General features: G+C 52.7%; 21 protein-coding genes. 6 read left to right on the top strand and 15 right to left on the bottom strand.

Annotation, left to right across the window (positions count from 1 at the left end; all coding sequences use genetic code 11):
* Positions 1–296: 296 nt before the first annotated feature.
* The 3 genes from tpx to G3578_RS09300 form a co-directional block, all read right to left on the bottom strand.
* On the bottom strand, positions 297–815 hold the full coding sequence (tpx, locus tag G3578_RS09310) for a thiol peroxidase (protein ID WP_165211863.1): 519 nt from the start codon (positions 813–815) through the stop codon (positions 297–299).
* A gap of 76 nt (positions 816–891) precedes the next feature.
* Positions 892–1,443, bottom strand: a complete 552-nt coding sequence (locus G3578_RS09305; protein WP_165211860.1) for a hypothetical protein — start codon at positions 1,441–1,443, stop codon at positions 892–894.
* A 98-nt stretch (positions 1,444–1,541) separates the two neighbouring features.
* Positions 1,542–1,988 carry a gamma-glutamylcyclotransferase family protein gene (locus tag G3578_RS09300; protein WP_165211857.1) on the bottom strand — a complete coding sequence of 149 codons (447 nt, stop codon included), beginning with the start codon at positions 1,986–1,988 and terminating at the stop codon, positions 1,542–1,544.
* 132 nt (positions 1,989–2,120) lie between these two features.
* On the opposite strand from G3578_RS09300, the gene pyc reads away from it, so the two are divergent.
* The 6 genes from pyc (at position 2,121) to cysC (ending at position 10,653) form a co-directional block, all read left to right on the top strand.
* Positions 2,121–5,567, top strand: a complete 3,447-nt coding sequence (pyc, locus tag G3578_RS09295) for a pyruvate carboxylase (RefSeq protein WP_165211854.1) — start codon at positions 2,121–2,123, stop codon at positions 5,565–5,567.
* Between the two features lie 417 nt (positions 5,568–5,984).
* Positions 5,985–7,607: a nitrite/sulfite reductase gene (locus G3578_RS09290; RefSeq protein WP_165211852.1), complete on the top strand. Its 1,623-nt coding sequence runs from the start codon at positions 5,985–5,987 to the stop codon at positions 7,605–7,607.
* Between the two features lie 68 nt (positions 7,608–7,675).
* Positions 7,676–7,879 carry a DUF3906 family protein gene (locus G3578_RS09285; RefSeq protein WP_165211849.1) on the top strand — a complete coding sequence of 68 codons (204 nt, stop codon included), beginning with the start codon at positions 7,676–7,678 and terminating at the stop codon, positions 7,877–7,879.
* 154 nt (positions 7,880–8,033) lie between these two features.
* Entirely contained in the window at positions 8,034–8,756 is a 723-nt protein-coding gene (locus G3578_RS09280) for a phosphoadenylyl-sulfate reductase (protein WP_165212237.1), read from the top strand.
* A 121-nt stretch (positions 8,757–8,877) separates the two neighbouring features.
* Complete coding sequence (gene sat, locus G3578_RS09275; protein WP_165211846.1) at positions 8,878–10,017, top strand: sulfate adenylyltransferase; 1,140 nt, start codon at positions 8,878–8,880, stop codon at positions 10,015–10,017.
* Between the two features lie 33 nt (positions 10,018–10,050).
* Positions 10,051–10,653, top strand: coding sequence for an adenylyl-sulfate kinase (cysC, locus tag G3578_RS09270; RefSeq protein ID WP_165211843.1), 603 nt, complete (start codon positions 10,051–10,053; stop codon positions 10,651–10,653).
* Positions 10,654–10,975: 322 nt separating this feature from the next.
* Here the strand turns inward: cysC and G3578_RS09265 are convergent, their stop codons facing one another.
* The 12 genes from G3578_RS09265 to G3578_RS09215 form a co-directional block, all read right to left on the bottom strand.
* The gene (locus tag G3578_RS09265; RefSeq protein ID WP_165211840.1) at positions 10,976–11,539 is read right to left on the bottom strand and encodes a GNAT family N-acetyltransferase; all 564 of its coding nucleotides are present in this window, start codon (positions 11,537–11,539) and stop codon (positions 10,976–10,978) included.
* A gap of 48 nt (positions 11,540–11,587) precedes the next feature.
* Positions 11,588–12,037, bottom strand: a complete 450-nt coding sequence (gene ytfJ, locus G3578_RS09260) for a GerW family sporulation protein (RefSeq protein WP_165211837.1) — start codon at positions 12,035–12,037, stop codon at positions 11,588–11,590.
* Between the two features lie 189 nt (positions 12,038–12,226).
* Positions 12,227–13,030: a sigma-70 family RNA polymerase sigma factor gene (locus tag G3578_RS09255; RefSeq protein ID WP_346773984.1), complete on the bottom strand. Its 804-nt coding sequence runs from the start codon at positions 13,028–13,030 to the stop codon at positions 12,227–12,229.
* An 88-nt stretch (positions 13,031–13,118) separates the two neighbouring features.
* Positions 13,119–13,406, bottom strand: coding sequence for an HU family DNA-binding protein (locus G3578_RS09250; RefSeq protein ID WP_165211834.1), 288 nt, complete (start codon positions 13,404–13,406; stop codon positions 13,119–13,121).
* 65 nt (positions 13,407–13,471) lie between these two features.
* Positions 13,472–14,173 (bottom strand): lytic transglycosylase domain-containing protein, encoded by a 702-nt coding sequence (locus G3578_RS09245; RefSeq protein WP_165211831.1) that lies wholly within the window; start codon positions 14,171–14,173, stop codon positions 13,472–13,474.
* A gap of 67 nt (positions 14,174–14,240) precedes the next feature.
* Positions 14,241–14,738, bottom strand: coding sequence for a dUTP diphosphatase (locus tag G3578_RS09240; RefSeq protein WP_165211828.1), 498 nt, complete (start codon positions 14,736–14,738; stop codon positions 14,241–14,243).
* A 272-nt stretch (positions 14,739–15,010) separates the two neighbouring features.
* A complete protein-coding gene (locus G3578_RS09235) occupies positions 15,011–15,265 on the bottom strand; it encodes a hypothetical protein (protein ID WP_165211825.1) in 255 nt (84 codons plus the stop codon).
* 61 nt (positions 15,266–15,326) lie between these two features.
* Positions 15,327–15,815, bottom strand: coding sequence for a CYTH domain-containing protein (locus tag G3578_RS09230; protein ID WP_165211822.1), 489 nt, complete (start codon positions 15,813–15,815; stop codon positions 15,327–15,329).
* Positions 15,816–16,064: 249 nt separating this feature from the next.
* On the bottom strand, positions 16,065–16,622 hold the full coding sequence (locus G3578_RS09225; protein WP_165211819.1) for a sigma-70 family RNA polymerase sigma factor: 558 nt from the start codon (positions 16,620–16,622) through the stop codon (positions 16,065–16,067).
* Positions 16,623–17,203: 581 nt separating this feature from the next.
* The gene (locus G3578_RS20705; RefSeq protein ID WP_206529596.1) at positions 17,204–17,404 is read right to left on the bottom strand and encodes a hypothetical protein; all 201 of its coding nucleotides are present in this window, start codon (positions 17,402–17,404) and stop codon (positions 17,204–17,206) included.
* A gap of 13 nt (positions 17,405–17,417) precedes the next feature.
* Complete coding sequence (locus tag G3578_RS09220) at positions 17,418–17,852, bottom strand: hypothetical protein (RefSeq protein WP_165211816.1); 435 nt, start codon at positions 17,850–17,852, stop codon at positions 17,418–17,420.
* Positions 17,853–18,284: 432 nt separating this feature from the next.
* Positions 18,285–22,271 (bottom strand): DNRLRE domain-containing protein, encoded by a 3,987-nt coding sequence (locus G3578_RS09215; protein WP_165211813.1) that lies wholly within the window; start codon positions 22,269–22,271, stop codon positions 18,285–18,287.
* Positions 22,272–22,293 lie beyond the last annotated feature (22 nt).

Here is a 22,293-nt window from a genome sequence, read left to right as displayed (position 1 = left end):
AAATTATTTGCAAGTCAATAAAACTGGATTATTTCAGAATTATTGCCCGTACACAAAAATTAATCCACATAAAAAACATTGAAAGATAAAAAAACATTCCAATGTAAGGAATTTTCCGAACACAAAAGGGAGACGAATGGCCTGCGCCGCGTTTCGCAGCGGACACGGCCCACTTCCTCGCGGGTCATCGAGAGAGCGAGCGGGAACCATCCCCATGATGGCCGGACTTTGCCTGCAATACAAAAACCTCTTCGCTCCTGAAAGCGAAGAGGTTGTGGGTGTCTTGCGGGATTGGCTTATTTCGCCGCTTTGGCCGCTTCAATCGCCGCTTCGTAGTTGGGGTGCTGGCCTGCTGCCGGCACATACTCGGCATAGACAATCGTGTCGTTGGCATCAACCACGAACACGGCGCGGCTCAGCAGACGCAGTTCCTTGATGGCTACGCCGTAGGCCAGACCGAAGGAAAGATCGCGATGATCGGACAGGGTCTGCACCTTGTCGATTCCGGCGGCGCCGCACCAACGTTTTTGGGCAAACGGCAGATCCACGGAGATCGTCAAAATGGATACACCTTCCAATTTGGCTGCTTCTTCGTTGAAACGGCGGGTTTGCGCATCGCACACGCCGGTATCGAGAGACGGCACCACGGAGATGATGCGAACGGTCCCTTTGGAATCGTCCAGCGTAACTTCAGTCAGGTCATTGGCCACCACGGTGAAGTTGGGCGCTTTGTCCCCCACTTTCAATTCCGGCCCGAGCAGCGTTTTCGGTCCTTTAAGATCAAACGCGCCTTGACGTTCAACAGCAGTCGTCATACCAAAATTCCTCCCATCAATTGGCAGATCAAATCTATTACATGTCTCATGATAACTCATTTTGCGGGGATTTTCACTATCGCGATGGGGGAAAGTGCTGTTGAATCAGCAAATCTTTCATTTGCAGGCGCTCGACAGGGCTGATCCGCTTCACTTCGTGCTCAAACTCCCAGTCGCTCTTGCCGTTCAGTTCGTGGCAGCGCAAAAGCGCATGGTACAGGGCAAACGCAAAGCTGACCCGCGAGAGCTCATAGCGCGTAACCATGGACTGGGGGGCGATGGTATTGACGATCTCCACCAGATAATCGGCCTTCTCGCCTGTTCCGCTGGTTGGCACCACATACCCCATCCGTTTCAGGATGCAGCCGTAGTCAAATTCGCCGTTGTCGTCAAAATCGTACGTCTCTTCTGCGGTAGCCAACAGGTCCAGCAGCTCGCCCAGCCCCATCAGCTCGCAGCCGGCCGGTTTCGGCATGGAGATAACCGAGCCGTCGCTGTTGACAAAGTAGATATGATCCCGATAATGGAAAATCAGTTCATCATCAGGCACCTCTTCCGGAAACAGCCAGCAGGAAGACGGAATCAGCAGGCGCCAGATGTCAGCGGGTGCGGCATGCAGCAGCTCCACCGTACTCCCCCCTTCTACCCACATCGGTATGGAATCCCCTGCAGTGAGGGTACGCTACCATTGTGGGCAAAAAGGCGGCGGCGTATTCGTGCAGCCGGCTACTTCCGCGAGCCCATGAAGCCCCGCCAGTCCCCTTCCGGCACGGGGATGCCGATCTGTCGGGCAAGCCGCTCCTGCTCTCCTCTCTTCACGTAGATGAATGCCTGCAGCTCTTCCCCCGTATCCAGCCGGGTCACGGCCACCATCTCCCGTTCATATTCATTGCGCGGATCATCGGGGCCGTAGTAGGTTTCCAGCTCGTCCAATCCTGCGAGAACCCGGGGATACACGTCAGCCGGAATGAAGACCACTTCGCCGTACACCCAGGATGCGTCCGCCTCTCCGGCTTGCAGAACGGCCGGATACCCACTGACAGGCAAATGGTAGAGAAGTCCCTTCGCTTTCGCCGGATAGGCTTCGTGAGGATATGGAGCCAGATACAGGCGGTGGTTGCCAAATCCATGCCGCAAACTGCCGTAAACAAAGACCGGTAGCTGTTGGTTCATCGCTTTTCATCTCCCAATCCCCAGAAAAATAGTCGGAAAAAATATTTTATGCGTGTAACCGTATGCGCTATTTTGTATATTTAAACTATATGAAAATGTAAGAAACGGCAAGTAGAAAAGGGGGAGAGAATCATGCAGCAAAGAAAAATCAAGCGCCTGCTCGTTGCCAACCGCGGCGAGATCGCCATCCGCATCTTCCGTGCGGCGACGGAGTTGGGCATCCGCACCATCGCCATCTATTCCGAACAGGACAATGTCGCCCAGCACCGGTTCAAAGCGGACGAATCGTATCTGGTCGGGGCCGGCAAAGGGCCGATCGAGGCGTATCTGGACATCGACAGCATCCTTGAGATCGCCAAGCGCAACGATGTGGACGCCATCCACCCCGGCTACGGCTTTTTGGCGGAAAACGCCGAATTTGCCCGCCGGTGTCAGGAAGTGGGCATCATCTTTATCGGACCGTCCTCCGAGCTGATTGAGAAATTTGGCGACAAGGTGGAAGCGCGCAAGCTGGCCGTGGAAGCCGGCATCCCGGTCATTCCCGGCACCCCGGAGCCGATCGAAACCCTGCAGGACGCCATGCTCTTCGCCAAGGAACACGGCTATCCGATCATCATCAAGGGCGTTTCCGGCGGCGGCGGGCGCGGCATGCGGATCGTGCGCAGCCAGGACGAGCTGCAGGACGCGCTGGACCGCGCCCGATCCGAAGCGCGTTCCTCTTTTGGCAATGCCCACGTCTATCTGGAAAAATACCTGGAAAAACCCAAGCATATTGAGGTGCAGATCATCGGGGACGCCCACGGCAATATCGTCCATCTCTTCGAACGGGACTGTTCCATCCAGCGCCGCCATCAGAAGGTGGTGGAGGTTGCCCCCAGTCTCGCCCTGGACGAGAAGCTGCGCGAGGAGATCTGTCAGGCGGCGCTCACGCTGATGAAGCGGGTGGGCTATACCAACGCGGGAACCGTGGAGTTTTTGCTCACGCCTGACCGGAAATTCTATTTTATTGAAGTAAACCCGCGCATCCAGGTAGAGCATACCATCACGGAGCTGATCACCGGCATCGACATCGTGCAGACGCAGATCAGGGTGGCGGAAGGATATGCCCTGCATGATCCGGAGATCGGCATCCCGGTACAGCAGGAGATCAAGCGCAGCGGCTATGCCATCCAGTGCCGCGTCACGACGGAAGATCCGGAAAACGGCTTCATCCCGGACGCCGGCCGCCTGCTCGCCTGGCGTTCGGGGGGCGGTTTCGGCGTGCGTCTCGACAGCGGCAACGGGCATCCGGGTGCCATCATCACGCCGTACTATGATTCTCTCCTGGTGAAAATCTCAACCTATGCGACCACGTTCGAACAGGCAGCCCGCAAGATGCTCAGAACCCTTCGCGAATTCCGCATCCGCGGGGTGAAAACCAATCTGCCGTTCCTGGAAAACGTGGTGACCCATCCCGACTTTTTAAGCGGCCGGTACGACACGTCGTTTATCGATACCAAGCCGGAGCTGTTCAAGTTCCCCGGCAGACAGGACCGCGGCACCAAGCTGCTCAACTATATCGGCACGACCATCGTGAACGGCTATCCGGGCCTGCCGAAAAACGAGAAGAAACCGCGCTTCGAACCGCCGCGCATACCGAAAACGCCTTACTCCCAGCCTTATCCGGAGGGCACGAAGCAGATTCTGGAGCGGGAAGGGGCGGACGGCCTGGTGCGCTGGATCAAGGAGCAAAAAAAGGTGCTCATCACGGACACCACCTTCCGCGATGCCCATCAATCGCTCTTTGCCACCCGGGTGCGCACCTACGACATGGTGGCGATCGCCGAGGCGACCGGCAAGCTGGCCTCCGACCTGTTCTCCCTGGAGATGTGGGGCGGCGCCACCTTCGACACCGCGATGCGGTTCCTGCGGGAGTCGCCGTGGGACCGGCTGCAGCTCTTGCGGCAAAAAATCCCGAACGTGCTCTTCCAGATGCTGCTGCGCGGGGCCAATGCGGTCGGCTACACCAACTATCCCGACAATGTGATCCGGGAGTTCGTCCGGGCAGCCGCCGAGCACGGCATCGATGTGTTCCGCATCTTCGACAGCCTGAACTGGCTTCCGGGCATGCAGACCGCCATCGATGCGGTGCGCGATACCGGCAAGATCGCGGAAGCGGCCATCTGCTACACCGGCGACATTCTCGATCCGTCGCGAACCAAATATACGCTGTCCTATTACGTCAATCTGGCGAAGGAGCTGGAAAAAGCCGGCGCCCACATCCTGGCGATCAAGGATATGGCCGGCCTGCTGAAACCGTATGCCGCCTATGAACTGGTGCGCGCGTTGAAGCAGGAGATCGGCATTCCCATCCATCTGCATACCCACGACACCGCCGGCAACGGGGTCGCCATGCTGCTGAAAGCGATCGAAGCCGGCGTCGATATCGTCGATGCCTGCGTCAGCTCCATGTCCGGCCTTACCTCGCAGCCCAGCCTGAATGCGCTTATCGCCGCCCTGGAGCGCACCGAACGGGACACCGGTCTGAACGCGGCTCATTTCAACAAGCTGGCCGATTACTGGGAAGATATCCGGCCGCTTTACCAGAGCTTTGAAAGCGGCATGAAAGCGAGCAGTACCGAAGTATATGTCCATGAAATGCCTGGCGGCCAATACACCAATCTGGAACAGCAGGCAAAAGCCGTCGGGCTGGAAGGCCGCTGGGAAGAGGTAAAAGCGATGTACGCCACCGTCAACCGGATGTTCGGCGATATCGTCAAGGTTACCCCTTCCTCCAAGGTGGTCGGCGACATGGCCCTCTTCATGGTGCAGAACGGCCTGACGGAGGAAAACATCATGGAGAAAGGGCAGCGTCTGGATTTCCCCGACTCCGTGATCCAGTTTTTCCAGGGCTATATCGGCCAGCCGCCGGGAGGGTTCCCGCAGGAGCTGCAGGCCCTTGTCCTCAAGGGACGCGACTATTTCACCACCCGTCCCGGAGAGCTGCTTCCGCCGGTCGATTTTGCCGCCGTCAAAAAGGAGCTGGAAAGCAAAATCGGCCGGGAACCAAGCGATCTGGACGTCCTGTCGTACATCATGTATCCGCAGGTCTTCCTGCAGTATGACCAAAGCCTGAAAGAGTTCGGCGATCTCTCCTACCTCGACACCGCCACCTTCTTCTACGGCCTGCGTCCGGGCGAAGAGACCGCGGTCAGCATCGAGCGCGGGAAGACGCTGATCATCAAGCTGGTGGCCGTTGGCGACCTGACTCCTGAAGGCAACCGGATCATCTACTTTGAGCTGAACGGCCATCCGCGCGAGATCATGGTGCGCGACCACTCCGCCCAGGTAACCGCACAGCGCCGTCCCAAGGCAGACCCGCACAATGCCGGCCATCTCGGCGCCTCGATGCCGGGCAAGGTGCTGAAAGTGCTGGTGGAAGTGGGCGACAAGGTGAGAAAAGGAGAACACCTGCTGGTCACCGAAGCGATGAAAATGGAAACGACCATTCAAGCGCCGGCTGACGGGAAGGTGAAGACCCTCCACGTGAAGACGGGCGACTCGATCGAAGCAGGCGACCTGCTGCTGGAACTGGAGTAACAGACGAGACCGATTGCGAAGGCGCAGCTTATCAGGCTGTCCAAAAAGTCGGCAGCCATGATGATATCGAAGCGCTCTCCTGTTGCCCGCAGATGGAGAGCCGTTATCGGCATTCGGCAAGCAGCGGCTCCTTTTTCAACCAAACGTTTCAGGCGTTGGACGGCACCAAGCCGTTTCTCCGTGCGCGGAGAAACGGCTTTTTTTCATGCTGGCGATGCCCGATGCTTCCCCTTTTTCGCCCCTCCGCTTCCCATTCAAAATTCCCAAGAAAATTCTTGCAATCCGGGGAAAATCGTTATATGATCTAAGCATTAAATTCCGATAAATTTAGTATGATTTTATCCTCAAAAAAATCGCGGTCAATTTCCTGATCCGATTATTCGGGTCTACTTACTTTTAAAATGGAGGTTGATGAGCATGCCCTACCAAGCAACCTGGGCCAAGACGCCGGAAAAGTTGAACAAGACGGAATTGTTGAAACTGGAGAAAGACGGTCTCGATATCATCGAGGATATTTACCGTTACGCAAAGACCGGCTACGAATCCATCCCCGAGGATGACAAGAGCCTGTTCAAATGGGCCGGCATCTATGAACAGCGGCCGAAAGACGGCCATTTCATGATGCGCGTCCGCATTCCGTCGGGCCGGCTGAATTCGGATCAGGCCCGTGCGCTGGCAGGGATTGCCCGCGACTACGGCCGCGATCTCGTCGACATCACGACCCGTCAGGCAGTGCAGTTCCATTGGCTGCGCGTGGAACAGTTCCCTGACATTTTCGACCGGCTTGCCAAAGTGGATCTCTCCTCCTTCGAGGCCTGTGGAGACTGCCCGCGGACCATCGTCGGAAATCCGCTGGCAGGCATCGATCCGCACGAATTGTTTGACACGACCCCCTACGTGAAGCAATTGTCCGACACCTTCTTGCTGAACCGTGACTTTTCCAACCTGCCGCGCAAATACAAAATCTCCATTTCGGCGAGCATCTACAACTCCGCCCACGCCGAAATCAACGACCTGGCCTTCACCCCCGCAGTCAAGGTAATCGACGGTCAGGAAGTGGCCGGCTTCCACGTCTGGGTGGGCGGCGGCCTGTCCGCCAAGCCGTATCTCGCCAAGCAGCTGGACATCTTCGTCGTTCCGGAACGGGTGGTCGATGTGGCCGTCGCCGTCACCAGCATCTTCCGCGATTACGGCTACCGCGAGAAACGGCATAACGCCCGGCTGAAATATCTGGTCGCCGACTGGGGGCCGGAAAAGTTCCAGGAGAAGCTGGTGGAGTTGACCGGCGAACTGCCGTCGCGCGGCGAAGACAAGATCATCGGCTGGAACGCCGGATATTTCACCGGCGTGCATCAACAGAAGCAGCCGGGCCTCTCCTACGTCGGACTCTGCGTGCCGGTCGGCCGGTTGAGCGGCACGGAACTGGAGGAACTGGCACGGTTGGCCGATGTGTATGGCGATGGCTCCCTGCGCACCTGCAACACGCAAAACATCGTGATCGCCAACATCCCGAACGAAAAGGTGGAAGCCTTGCTGCAGGAAAAACTGCTGGAGCGCATTACCCCCTATCCCAAGCATTTCACCGCCTTCGCGGTATCCTGCACCGGCACGGAGTTCTGCAACCTGGCCCTGGTCGAAACCAAGGAACGGATGCGCTGGTTGGCCGAATATCTGGATCAGGAAATCGAGCTGGACGAACCGATCCGGCTGCACATGGTCGGCTGCCCCAACTCCTGCGGTCAGCGGCAGATCGCCGATATCGGCCTGCAGGGTTCCCTGGTGAAAACCGGCGACGGCATGAAAGAAGCGTTCGATATCTATATCGGCGGCACGCTGGGACCCAACGCCCGCTTCAATGAGAAGCTGAGCGGCCGCATCCTGGCGGACGACCTGCCCCGGGTGCTGGTGGCCTTGATCGGCTTCTTCAAGGAAACAAAAGAACGCGGCGAAAGCTTCCTGCAATTTGTACAGCGCGTCGGCACAGCGGCGTTTCAGGAGCAGCTGGATGCGGTCCTGGCCCAACTGGCGGACGCCAGATAGCTCCCCCGAACAAGCCCTGGTTTGGTCGGGCAGCAGCATGAAAGACGCGCGAGAGAGGTGTTTACGAGATGTTTCTATACCGGGTGGAGGTTACCTATACAGACCGCTCTCGGGCGGAAGTGATCGTCCTGCAGGAATCGGAAGAAAAGGCGTTTAAAAGCGCCGGAGGGCAGATTGAGCATCATTACCTGCCGCCGAAGAAGGTGCAGGAGATGGTGATCGTCGAGAAGAAACCGGCTGCAGCCGGGAGGGGATTTGTGATCGATCTGTAGTCTCACCATCCCCTGATCAATCTCCTGCTGGCCCGCAGTCCCGGCGTCGCAGCCGCCATCACGAGCGCGTTCATCGCGACGCTGGGAATGACCGGCCTCGCCCGGCCGATCCGGCGGGAGACACAGGCATCCATGATCAAGGAGGTGGGATGTGATGGCCCAAACCGCCAATCCGTATACCTACGAACAGCTGACGCCGGAGGATTACGACCGGCTTAATGAAGAGCTCGCGGGCAAAGACGCTCTGGATATCGTGCGCTGGGCGTTTCAGCAGTACGGAGACGATCTGGTCTATTCCTGCAGCTTCGGCGCCGAAGCGATGGTGCTGCTCGATCTGATCAGCCAGGTGAAGCCCGACGCGCCGATCGTCTTCCTGGATACGAACGTTCATTTTCCCGAAACCTATGCGCTGATTGACCGCGTGCGCGAGCGGTATCCCCGCCTGCGCATCGACATGGTGCAGCCGGAGCTGACATTGGCCGAACAGGCGGCCGCGCACGGCGAGGCCCTCTGGGATCGCGATCCCGATCTGTGCTGCCAAATCCGCAAGATGGATCCCCTGCGCCGCGCCATCACAGGCAAAACGGCTTGGTTTTCCGGCCTGAGACGGGAGCAGTCGCCCACTCGGGCCCATCTGCGGTACGTCAATCCGGACCACAATTTTGCCAAGGTAAAGATATGTCCGCTCATCCACTGGAAGCTGGACGAGATCTGGATGTACATCCGCACCTTTCAGCTTCCCTATAACCCGCTGCACGATCAGCACTATCCCAGCATCGGCTGTATGCACTGTACGCGGCCGGTGCAGCCGGGAGAAGACGAACGGGCGGGCCGCTGGGCCGGCCTGAGCAAAACGGAGTGCGGCCTGCACAAGTAACGGCTGAAGCAGCCGCTTATTCCCCGCCCGGCTTGAGCGATCGCTTCGCCGGGCGGGGGCCGTTCGCCTTTCTATCTAGGCTTTCTGATCCAGCAAGAACCCTGAAAAGGAGAGAACATCCATGGCTTTGAGCATCCCGCACGGAGGCACCTTGATCAACCGCATCGCGGAACACCAGCAGCCTCCTTCCCTTGACAAGCATGTGGAAATCGACGCCATCGCCTTGTCCGATCTGGAACTGATCGCCACCGGTGCTTACAGCCCGCTCACCGGTTTTCTCGGGCAGGCCGATTATGACAGCGTCGTGGAGCGCATGCGCCTGGCCGACGGGACGGTCTGGAGCATTCCCATCACCCTGCCGGTCAGCGAAGCGCAGGCGGAAGCCCTTCAGCCCGGCGACCGCGTGCTGCTGACGCATCGCGGCGTCACCTACGGCCTGTTGGAACTGACGGAGATCTACCGCCCCAACAAGGAACGGGAAGCGACAGCCGTCTATCGCACCGCCGACCTGGCCCATCCCGGTGTCGCCAAATTGTGGGAGCGCGGTCCCGTTTATCTGGCCGGACCGATTACCCTCTACAAGCGAACCGCCAAGGAATATCCGGAACATCAGTTTGATCCGGCGGAGACCCGCCGCCTCTTTGCCGAGCGGGGCTGGAACAGCGTCGTCGGCTTCCAGACGCGCAATCCCGTCCACCGCGCCCATGAGTATATCCAGAAAGCGGCGCTCGAAATCGTGGACGGCCTGCTGCTTCACCCGCTCGTGGGCGAAACGAAGGCGGACGATGTTCCCGCCGCCATCCGCATGGAGAGCTACCAGGTGCTTCTGAAGGAATATTATCCGGCGGATCGGGTGCAGTTGGCCGTCTTCCCGGCCGCCATGCGCTACGCCGGGCCGCGCGAAGCGATATTCCACGCCATGGTGCGCAAGAACTACGGCTGCACCCACTTTATCGTCGGGCGGGATCATGCGGGGGTAGGCAACTATTACGGCACATATGACGCCCAGCTGATCTTCCGCGAGTTTGCCCCGGAGGAGTTGGGGATTACTCCGCTCTTTTTCGAGCACAGCTTCTACTGCAAGAAGTGCGGCAACATGGCTTCCACCAAAACCTGCCCGCACGATGCCGCGCACCATCTGGTTCTTTCCGGAACCAAGGTGCGTCAGATGCTGGCGGAAGGGATCGCGCCGCCGCCGGAATTCAGCCGTCCGGAAGTGGCGGAGGTCCTGATCCGCGGCGTCCGTTCCGTCGCCCGCTAAGTCCGCCGGTAATCGTATCGAGGAGGTCACGTCATGAACAATCTGCATCTCGTTTGGCACAACGCCACCGTCAGCAAGGCGGACAGGCAGCGGCTGCACGGACATAAAAGCGCGGTGCTGTGGTTTACCGGCCTCTCCGGTGCGGGCAAGTCGACGCTGGCCAATGCGCTCGAACAGCGCCTGCACGCGGAAGGGATGCGCACCTATCTGTTGGACGGGGACAATATCCGCCACGGGCTGAACCGCGATCTCGGCTTCAGTCCGGCCGACCGCACCGAAAATATCCGCCGCATCGCCGAAGTGGCCAAACTGTTTGTCGACGCAGGCACGCTGGTAATGACCGCTTTTATTTCACCTTATCAGGCGGATCGGGAACTGGCGCGCAGTCTGGTCGAACCGGGCGAATTTATTGAAATCTACGTCAGCTGTGCGCTGGAGACATGCGAAAAACGCGACCCCAAGGGGCTGTACCGGAAGGCGCGGGCGGGAGAGATTCCCGAATTCACCGGCATCTCCGCTCCCTATGAGCCTCCCGTCTCCCCGGAGCTGGTGGTGCACAGCGACCGGCAGAGCCTCGAAGAATCGGTGGAGCAGATCTACCGATACCTGGCGGCTCAAGGCTATCTGCGCGCCTGATCCAGGGGTTGATACACAAAAAAGCTTGGCAAAACGCCAAGTCAGACTGATGACTAACTGTGTTTGGGGCATGGAGGAATGGGGCCAGGCGAGCTCCTTTGACGACCGACGCAGCGGAGAAACAAAGACGCGGGGTCCCAGGGGGCGTGAGTCTCACTTCGCCGAAACGCCCAGATGTTGAGCCCCCTGCCCGCGTCGCGTTTCGGAGCGGACACGGCCCACTTCCTCGCGGGTCGTCAAGAGAGCGAGCAGGAACCATTACCCATGATCAACCGACTTTGTCTGCCCACTGGCTTGGCAAAACGCCAAGTTTTTTGTTTTTTTATGACGGACTGTACTCGATCAACCAACAATCCTTCAATTCCCCCTCATGCATTTCGTGTTTCGGAAGAAGTTTCACCTTTTTAAAACCGCAGCTTTCATAGCAGCGAATCGCACGTTCGTTCCAGGATTGCGGATCCATCACCACCTTGCTTGCCCCTTTGCCATGGATCAAATACTCTATCACAGCCCTGACGAGAAGCTTTCCGATGCCACGATTCCACAATGCACTTTCACCAATAAATTGGTCGGTTCCATAAATGACCTCGTTTTCATCATATCCGTAGGCCTGTTTAGTCTGATGATCCAACGGGTAGAACTGAATATACCCGATTGCCTGTCCATCCAATTCAACCATGCAGCGGGTTACTTCATCATTGCGGTCATAGAAGTGTTGAGTTACTTTCTCAATGTCATGAGGATTGTCCCTTCCTTCATAAAATTCCAAGACAACCGGACTGGTGAGCCATTTGACAAGCAGCTGCTTGTCGTCATAACAGAAAAAAGGCGTGTCAAAACTGAAGTCAGTTTCACACGCCGTTTTATCAGTCTTTACATTCTGCATTAAGACGGAGCCTGTCCCCCTCAACTGCCAAACCTCTATTGGCGCTGATTAACTGCGCTCCATCAATTCGTCCAGATCCTGTTCGCTCGGATCGGTGATAATCTCCGCCTTTACATGATCGTTCCTGCCTATCATCTGCTGTACCTTTTCCACCACCTGCGGGACGGAATCGAGGATCCGGTCATACAGATGCGTGGAGTTTTCCAACGGGATGGAACGAATCCCCTGTTTACCGACGATCAGGAAAGCGACCGGCGTGATGGAAACCCCTCCCCCGCTCCCCCCGCCGAAAGGATGGCTGATCGCAGCGGTATTTCCATGACTGTACTCAAATTCGCTTCCCCCGGAAGCGAATCCAAACGCTACGCGGGAAACGGGCAGGATGACGCTGCCGTCCGGTGTTTCTACGGGTTCCCCGATGATTGTATTGACATCAACCATATGTTTTAAATTTTCCAATGTCGTCTTCATTAATCCCTGGATGGGGTGGTCTGCCATGTGCATTCCTCCTTTATGTGCAGCTCAAAGGTCTTTCTGCTTTATTTAAATTACCCCTATTGGCGAAGGAGTATGTAGTACATTTTTGGAGGATCACCCCAGCCAGCTCATTCGCGAATCGGCCAGTTTTCGGGTTATTTCATGGCGCTGCTTCCCGTGACGTCCTGCCGATCAACGGGTTTGAGTCCATTAATGGACTTGTTCATGGAGAAGTTTCGCTACCTTTTTCATAATCCTGCTCACGCTCATCTGCGAAATGTTCTCCTTGACGGCTGTTTGGGATTGGTTTAAACCGTCGATTCTGTGCCGCAAAACGCGAAGCTCTTTTTCCGATAGGGCATGGCGCACCTTGCTTAAAAGCGACTCCACGTACACTCTGTCAATAACTTCCTGTTCCACCCCCTCACTGTCATCAATAAGATCAAACAATGTCATCTGACTGCTATGGGGATCCTTCGCTTTTATCGGCTCATCCAGATATTTCACACTTTGTCCAATCTGAATGGCGCGGGTAATCTTTTCTTTGTCCTCGTTCAGGAGTTCCGCCAAATCGCTGATTGGCGGTAAATACCCCAGTTCTTGCTCTATGCGGTTAATCTTATTGATTAACTCATTTGCGGTTCGTGTCAGACGGATAATGCTCGCTGAGTCACGTAGGAAACAGCGGATTTCCCGAACAATAGCCGTCACTGCGAAGGAGGAGAATTTTACACCTCTCGATACATCGAACGCTTTGATGCTCTTGATAAAACCAAATCTGCCAAGTTGTAAGATGTCATCCTTATCGATACAGTTGTTCTTAATGATGACTTCGGGTTTCCCGATGTATTTATGGACCGAGTGCCAGATGAGGTTCTCATTAACGATCAGCACTTCACCAAGGTAGTCGTCGTCTTGCTTACAGCGCATGATATTGTCCATTATATCCAATGAATAGTAATCCTTATTCTTGGACAGATTGCGCTGTATATATTCTGGAAACTTGTTCTCCACCAAACCGCCCCCTTTTCGTAAACGTAAAAAGGACAGGCAGCCTCCAATAAATTCAGAAACCCCTGTCCCTTGGGTTTAGGCAGTATTTTTACTTGCCTTGAATCCGCTGTTTCATCGTTTTTGTCATCTTAACTACCACCGTACGGGTAGCTTCAATCATCAACGGCTCACCCGTGTGCGGATTTTTCGCGTTCTTCGCCGCACGCTCCTTGACGAAGTAGTTGAAGAAGTTTGCAAGCTTGACGTTCTGCCCATTTTCCAGATGAGAAGCAATCAGTTCAAAAACATCGTCAATCCGGCGTTCCGCCTCAACTTTTGTAATTCCTCGCTTTTCAGCGTACTCGTCCCTCAGGTCACGTTTGAAAACCGTATTCATGACAGAAACCTCCCTCGACTGCAGGCAGTGACTCATAACGATCGATTGTAGGTTTTGCGATATACCTAACGCTTTGAGCCAATTCGTTCGTCGATTTTCCGGGTCATGATGTCGTAGTGCTTGCGAACAGCTTCTAGGTAACGCTTGCTGTACATTCCCTTGTCAACATTACCTAAGCCTTGATTATAGGCTGTTATTGCTAATTGTAGGTCTCCGTTGTAGTGGTCTCGTAATTTCGCGAGATATGTAACCCCAAGCGGGACATTTACTTCGGGTTTGAATAACTCGCTCCGACCGACTCCAAACTCACCCTTTGCAGTCTTGGGCAAGATTTGCATAAGCCCCACCGCACCGTGACTCGATACAACATCGGCATCGAATTTGGATTCCTGAAAAATCATGGCTAACAACCACATTGGGTCGTCAAATCCTTTCTCCTCCGCAGATTTTTTCACCAATCTGTAGTAAGTTTCTGCGGATTCACGGCTTAATGCTTTATGAGGAGCGGCTAACTCCATCATCACATCGACAATGATTTTGTCTTTATTGGGAGACTCTTGAGGAGGTTCCGAAGGGGCTGACAAGGCTTGGACTTCGGGCTTAAGTTCCAATAACTTGCCCGAATCTTCTTGCTCTTGCGCCTGTTGAACCGTATTGCTTTCCTCCCTTTTCCCTACCCCTTGCCCTGTCTCTTGTAAACGGAGTCCTACATAGATACCTGCCGTAGCGACAAGTGCTAAAATCAATGCTCTCGTTCGGGTATCCATGCAGCCAGTCCTTTCGATGTCGGTTTGAGAAGAAGGGTCAACTCTTCAAACCGCTTTATAATCCGTATCAACCACGGTCAGCGTTACCCAATTCGTCTACCTCCACTGGATTGACTGGCAGGAGCGGAAGAAACACTGCTTGGCAAACCTTATCACCCGGATTGATGACGGCGGTTTCCTGCGTGACGTTGATAAACTCGGCCCCCCACTCATCGTGATCACCGCAGAACAGTGAATCGATCACCCCAACACTATTGGTCAGCATGACCTTCCACTTGCTAAATGTGGATGAGCGTTGGAAAAGCAGCCCCACTGCAAAGGGAGGGATTTCGGTCGCCACATTGAGCGGGATGAAAACTGCCTGTCCTGGCTCTACTGTCATCGGCATTGGGATGCGAGCAAACAAGTCAAACCCTGCGTTACGCACATCCTTCCTAAATAGAGCGGGGATTTCTTTATCGAAACGCTTGTAAGGCAAGGGGATTTTCTTGGTCATTTCCTCGTACTTAGCAAGGTTGCGGCTTTTTTTCTCCAGGTGCTTCTGAATATCATCGAATTGTTGCATCAAGAGTCCACCCCTGGGTTATGACTTGGCACAAACTCCTTAGCAAGCCTTTTTTGCGATGTTTCTCTCAGCATTTGCATGGCGTGCTCACCTCCTCATTTGCCTTATACGAAGTACTTTTCATCCAATCCAGTTCAGACCAAAAGTGTCACCCACAGAGGGTGACTTCGCGTTCAACAAGTTCACAGGATTTCTCGCCACCGCTATCACCTCGCTGATAAATTGAAAGCTCCGTCACCTGCCTTATACGAGGTGACGGAGCTAGAATCCAATTACTCATCTGCATTTTCATTTTCATCGGAACCATCTGATAACTCTTCCAAAACCTCAAACTTGATGCGAAGCATTGGGTTTACACGGGGCATCTTTTCCACATAGAACAACCGCCCGCCCAGGTTGGGAGAGTAGAAAGTCTTGAAACAGCCGGCTTCGTCCATAGCTGTGTCCAGAAAGAACTCGACAACATCAGGACCAACCTCATCAACAGACTTCTTCACAGCCTTATCGGAAAGGAACAGTTTAAGCAATTTGCTCTACCCCTTTTTTCTCTTATTGACAGAACCAACTATCGAACTGTCCGTGCAAGCACTAGAACTCAACTCCGTTCAACTCTTTCCAAAGGCTCTGAGCCTTAAACTTTGAGTTGTCTGTAACCTCTTCTCCAAACCACGCAGGAGGGATAAACTGCTTCGCCGTCTCTGCGTCAGGGAACTCCTTCCCGATGATGTTCAATTTTTGGTCGTAATACATATCAACATTGAACTCTCCGACAGTTTCTTCTTGAATCACAAAACGGTCTTTCAGCAGAGCGTTGGTTCCTGTTATGGCATATAACCACTCGAAAGTTCCTTCTGCAATTTCAACCTCAGTCTCTTGCCGTACCAACCCCATCTCTGATCTAATGGAGACGAAGAATTTTTCCTCCCCCGTCTTGAGGGAAGTTTGCTTAAGTATCCGGACTTCCATATCGCTAGCCATTAGGTAGTTTTGGATAATGGAGAGGCAGTCCTGAAGGTTCATGCCTTTCGGAACCGACTCCCAGTTGCATAACCACTTGCGCGCAATCTTTGTATCCAATGAAATTTACCCCCTCTTCATTCTGTGGATAGCAAGGCGGTATGTCACATTGAGGTCTTGCTCCGTCCAAACCATGTTGTAATGGCCGGCAGTTCGGAGTTGTTTGCCCTATCCTTCTCCCCCTCCTATCTGCCCTATACGAAGCGAATGAACGTGAATCCAATAAAAAATTCCCGCTTTCTCAGCGGGATTCCAGTGTGCAGGCAAAGTTCGTCGGATCATGGTGGCTCTTCTTTTACCGGATCTATATTAAAGGGTTTCGTATTTAACGACGATACTCTTCCAAATCTGTTGGACCCTTGATTTACTTACGCCCACCATCTTCGCAATTTCCTGGTACTCATACCCTGCGGAACGAAGTTTAAATACTTGTCGTTCACGGTCATTAAGACCCATGTTTTCCATAATGTCCATCAAAACTTCACAATTTTCAAAACCCCTATCTTCGACGCCAACATGGTAGCAAACCCCTTCTTCCTTAACTTCAGCCTTTATCAAACCTGCGATGTCGATTGCGTTTACAACAGCAAGGTTCTTACCGGACATAGTGGACTTGTAGCAGTCCTTAATCATGTTGTCGATGACGGAGTTTAAGAAAGTATTGATCTTTGCAATACTGCTGTCGTACTTATCCAACACTTTATAGGTTTTGAAAAGGACTTCTTGGACAACATCTTCGTGCTCCATTCCCGCGAACCGTTTTCCTTTTAACTTTATTTCACACTTCTTTTTAACCTTTGCCAGTATCTCTTCAACTTCATCCATCGCATATAGCTCATCGAAACCTGCATTTACACTTGTACCCATTTACCGTCCCCCCTCGAAAAAAATGACCGTATGATGAATTGCTGCATTCATCTTTATCGCTGAGAGTGAAGAAATCAGATTGTCCGATTTCAGAGTACACTCAACGCCGTCTTTGTCATTATCGAAGAATAGAGTTACCGTTTTTAATCCTTACATAGTATAGGCCATATACAATCTCTTTCTTATCAATATTCATCTCATTGAGAAAGCCTTTATGGTCTCTTATTAATGAACCTTAAGCTACCGTCCGATGTCCGAACAGGGAACGTCACGGCTCGGATTTCTTCATCAAACCCCGCTTCATCCTTTCGAAAGGCCGGTTCTGAGAAACCCCGCTCCGACGTATAAGTGTGACGTTTCCTGGTGTACTTCCCTGCCAGTTCATCAGGTAATGTTCGCTTATGGTCTTTTCCCCTTTCGTCTGGTATGCCCTCGATGTTAATTGGAGGACGGCGAGAATTGGTAATGCTTTTGCGCGCTCAACAGCATTAGGGTAGTCAACCCCTTAATCATGAAACTGTACGACCATAGAGTACCCCCATTTTACCAAAATGCGAACATATGTTCCACTATCTTTTGGTTTAATTCACCATTTTTTTACCAACAAAATCCAACAGAAGTATGCTTAACCCTATCATTGTTAAGATCTTCGCTGGACCGTACTGCTTCTCCAAATACTGGATAGCGTGTTCGTAGGCCCCGAGAATGGATTCAGACTCACAGGTAAGAATCTCGGAAATTACTTCCTCCTTATCAAACGAATACGTCAACCGATACGTCATGTTGTACGCCCCCTTAATTAAGCGTATGCCTCTTGGGTTTTACCCCCAGAGCTTCCACAATACCGTTTTTCTTCTTCATATTGGTTCCACTCGATTGGGGGCTGAATTGTGTATCGTCGGGTGCATTATGTACCTCAGCGGTGACCGCCTCTTTTCCTCCCTCAATCTCGGCAGCATCCAGCTCAATGTACTTTACTTCCGTCATATCGATGAGGTGAATTTTTCCGTTTACGTCCTGAACGGAAAAGGCTTTCCCTTCGTTCTTATAGTTGACCAGGAGCTTTCGGTACTCTTGCTTTACACCTTCTACAGTCAGCGTAATCTCCCGAAGAACCTCATCACTATCTTTCTTCTTCTGAATAATCTTCGGGTTCTTTTCAACCCACGAAAGGCTCACTGATTCCTTGCTGCTTTTGTAGCAGAATTTCGCCGTCAGCTTTATCTCCATGCTTATCCTCCTTATTAGACCATTTCTTCCTTCGGAGATTTCCTCACGGATACCAGGTGCTGGTCAGGAGCTGCCCCCCCGGTCTTTCTGCGCCTCCCCAGCATACTCACGACCTACCCGGGCAACTAGCATTGTCGGGGTCTGTGCAGAAAGGTTCACATCACGGAACCATTCGTCACATGAACGATCCGTCACCCCAATACTCTCTTCCATAACTTCACCCCTTCTTACCTTTCACGTACCTTATACGAAGTGATTTCACGAGAATCCAATGAGAGGCGCATGTCATTTGAAAATTAGAAAAACTCGACTTATCGCCAAGTCTTCATGGCGAAAGCCGAAGTTTTTCTTATACTTTCATCCTTTATCGCGTTAGCGAAATTAAACTTTCTGAAAGTGGAACCAAAAGGACCCGCCTTGTAGGTGGGTCCTTTACAAAATGTAAGCGTATGGGTAATCCGTGAGAACCTCAATGTTACACTCCATCTGGCTCACTGACCTTACAAACGTGTGACCGTCAAGATTCGATTCCCCATTTCTCCTTACCTCAATATGACCATCCAACATTCGCGTTATCCATACATCTATGCAACCTGGAAGGGCGCTGCTTTCATTTCTGCGAACCGAGATATCCCCGTCGAGGTTGCTGTGCTGGTATACGGATATAGAGGACGGTAACTGGCTGACTGACCTTACAAACGTGTTGCCGCTCAGATCTGATGTCTCCGTTCTCCTTACCGTAATACTGGAATCTAGGAATGACCTTCTCCAAATTTCGATGTACGAAGGAAGCTTGAAACTGGAATCTCGCCGTACTGCGATATGACCATCAAGGTTACCATGCTCTTTAATATCGAGCGTAGCAGGTAGCTGTGCTCGGTCCCATCTCCGAATGTCGAGCACCGAAGGGAGGTCAGCTTTCTCCCAAACCCTGACAGAGATAGTGGAGAATAAGCAGGACTCCCCAAACTGCCTAACCGTAAAACTACCGTCAATCTCGGAGTATTCGGTTCTTCTGACCTTACAGCTCATGTACAGGTCGGATTCTCGATACTTCCGGGCCTGGATGTTACCGTATAAGTCAGCCTTGTCCCAAGCTCTGACTGTAAAGCTACCGCTCAAGTCATCGTCGTCCCGCACTCTTACCACGATATGGGATGGAGTCTCTTTCCACTTATTTACTCTGATCGCAAGGTGAGAACCTAACCAACCTGACCTCACCCCATTTTCGGATTCCAGGTCGGCTGCGGCTTTTACCCTCACACTAAGGTAGGAGCGTATTTCACTGTTCTTATGGAATGGAACAGTTATATGACCTGCCCAATACTGGGACAGCACCGTAATGCTAGACGGGATGTCCTTCTTAGGCGGAATGTACACGCTGGAAGGCAAGTTGTCTCTGCTCTGAACCTCGAACCCAGAGTCGAGTGCCGATTCTCCCCACACCCTGACGGCAATCGTGGAAGGCATCTCCGAAATGTAGACGACTTCCATGCAGCCTGGAAGGTAATCTTTATGAATGACAACGCTACCCGGAAGGCTATCATGATACCTTACAAAACCTTCTACGGGGAGGTTATTCTCTTGCCAGGACCGTACAGACAGTTCACCGTCTAAATTGGACTTCTCCAGTACAGACAGGCTTCCTTCCATGAAGCCTCTGCTGATTACAACGTCAGACTCCCAATCCGTGAATGCCTCCACCCTTACCCCAATCTCACCAACAGTATCAGCCCTGTTAACAGTAATACTGGTCGGGAGTTCAGGGAACGGCTTACTCCAACGTCTGACCGCAACATGCGAGAATAAGTCTCTCCTGTACAGCACATACAGATTAGATGGCATAATCTGCTTGTTTACAAGGATACTACCTGCAAGCCACGATGCATCTTTCTTGGAAGCAGTGATACTACCATCCAAGTCGCTGTAAGCGGTTCTTCTGACACTCATCTCGGAAACCGTGCTTGCCCTGTTCGCTGTCATGTAAGAGAACAGGTCACGCGGGTTATTGGCAAAAATGTTACCCGCTAATTCAGCACTACCCTGGAACGAGCGCACATAGAAATGTGATGGCAGGTCGGCTACCTTGCTTTGCCTAGCAGTAATCTCAGACAAGATGCTGTCCCTACCGAAACTGTAAATATGAGTGTCGTAGTAGGTGATTTCAAGCATCGGTCTGAACGACTTCTGCTCCTTGGTCAAGAAGTGTACGACAGAGTTCTCGGATTCATCCAACGCTTTCATGATGAACCCGAAGTTAGGTTTTATCCCTTCGTGCCACTTCCTGATTGCTTCCGTTACATCAATAGCGATGTATCTTGAATTTCCGCCCACATCCATAACGATGTTTATTCCGTCATAAACAGACGTAGGTGAATCGAAACCAAATGGAAACGGTTGGTTCTGCCATGTGATTCCGTATTCTGTCCAGTCCTGTGTAGGCTCAATGACTTGGACACTCTTGGTCGGTTCATTCAAACCGTCAAAATAGAGCTTCAACTCGGCCTTCTTGATGGTAGTGTTTGTCTTAGGGATGGAGGCCGAATCCAAATCGAATCCTACAAATGACCTGAACCGCTCTGATCCGCTGTATCCCGCATACATCTGTTCTTCGATACCATAGTTAAGTCTCGGTACAGCTTCGCGAACAAATGCGTCCTTATTCGGGTAGAGAGTCACACCGTAAACAGGCGGCTCAATGACATCGTACTTAACCGTCATACTGTTGTACGGCGAAACCCTGACGAGTGACGGGAGATCGCTTACTTCTCTAATGGTGAAACTGGACGGCAAATCGCCGACGTAGATACCCAGAATGTTGTAACGCGCAGTAACCTTGGCGTAAGACGGGATCGACAGGCTTGAATCAAGGTTGGCTGTAGCCGTAACCCTCAATTCCGACTCAAGGTTCGCCGTACCGCCCAATACTACCGAGTATCTACCTACCAACCTGTTACGTGTAGAGACTTTAATGTTACTCGGCAGGTTAGAGGTGCTCGTAATCTGCAACGATGATGATAGGTCACTTGACCCTCCCGTTATCATGCCGTACTTGGCCCTTAGTCTTGCATGGGAGTTGACGCCAACCGTAGACGGTAACTGCGAAACGGAAGCAATTCCAAGGCTAGACGGTAAGTCAGCAACCTCAATCCCATTTAGCCTGTATTTAGCAACCAAATTACCTGTAATATTTACCTTGATGTTACCAGGTAAGTTACCAGAACCTTTAACCTCAATAGACGATGTTAAGTCACAGACTGACAACGGTTGAACTTTATACTTGGCTATCAGCCTGCTACTAAGCGGAATCGCCAGTCGCGCAGGTAAAGACCCACCCTGAATAACAGCCAGTGACGACTCTATGTCATCTGCGTACAGCGTCTCGATTCTGTATGCAGCAGTTACATTCGTGTGCGGATTTACAGATACACTGCCCGAAATATCATTTGTACGAGTAACACTGATAGAGCTTTCGAGGTCGCTACTTTCCGAAGGTATGGTGCGGTAACGCGCACGTAAACTTGTGTTCGGATTTACATACGCGCTGCCTGGGATGTCGGATGTTTTCTTGACAAGAATATATGATGTGATGTCAGAGACACCACTGGGAATAATTCGATAGCTCCCCTTCGCGTACCCACCAATGCCGACTTTGAGTGAACTGCTGAGGTCCTTTCGTTCAGGCACAGTAATGCGAGACGGGAGATTAGATACGTCCCTGTACAGTACATACCCTGCCAGATAGTTCTCTCCAACCTCATCCATTGACAATGCCCTATCGTACAACCTTACTACTGGAACAGCACCACGGAACCATTTCGTGTCATCCGTGCTGTTTTTCCCGATAATAAGGTTTGTAGGCGGCGCGGAGAACGTCCCTGACGTTGCCAATACCCTGCCTTGGGGAGCACCGTTTAAGTACGCACTCAAGTAACCGGTGGTATCATCATACGAACCTGCAATATGATACCACGTAGTTCTGCTCAGGACCCCGAAATTAAATTTCGCTTCCCTCGTTGCGGTTTTTACATGGATTTCGAGTTCCCCTGCGTCATTGAATGCGATAGCTACACCTTGGTTATTCGGTAGATGCCCGCCAGAGGTAAGGACCACGTACCCTCCGACATAGTAGAACCAAGCCTCAAATGTGACACTTGCGGTAGGCTTCAAAGAATCAGCACTACCGCAGTCCACATAGTCATTAGTCCCGTCAAAGTAAAGAGAGTATGGGTCGGTCTGAGAGTTGTTGCCGACCCACCCGCTTTCTGGGACATAATCGAAACCGTAAAGTATGCCGTGATTGCCTTTTTTGCTTAGGTCGTACCACTTTACCGTAGGGGCTTCGTTAGTACCTTTTACGAGACCTTTATCGGCTAGGGCGGCGTGAAGGGAAAGGACTAGCCCTTTCGTTACAAACATTGTGATCACGCCCTATTCCATT

The sequence above is a fragment of the Brevibacillus sp. SYP-B805 genome, assembly GCF_011059135.1.
GTDB lineage: Bacteria > Bacillota > Bacilli > Brevibacillales > Brevibacillaceae > Brevibacillus_F.
This window is presented reverse-complemented; position numbering and strand designations above follow the sequence as displayed.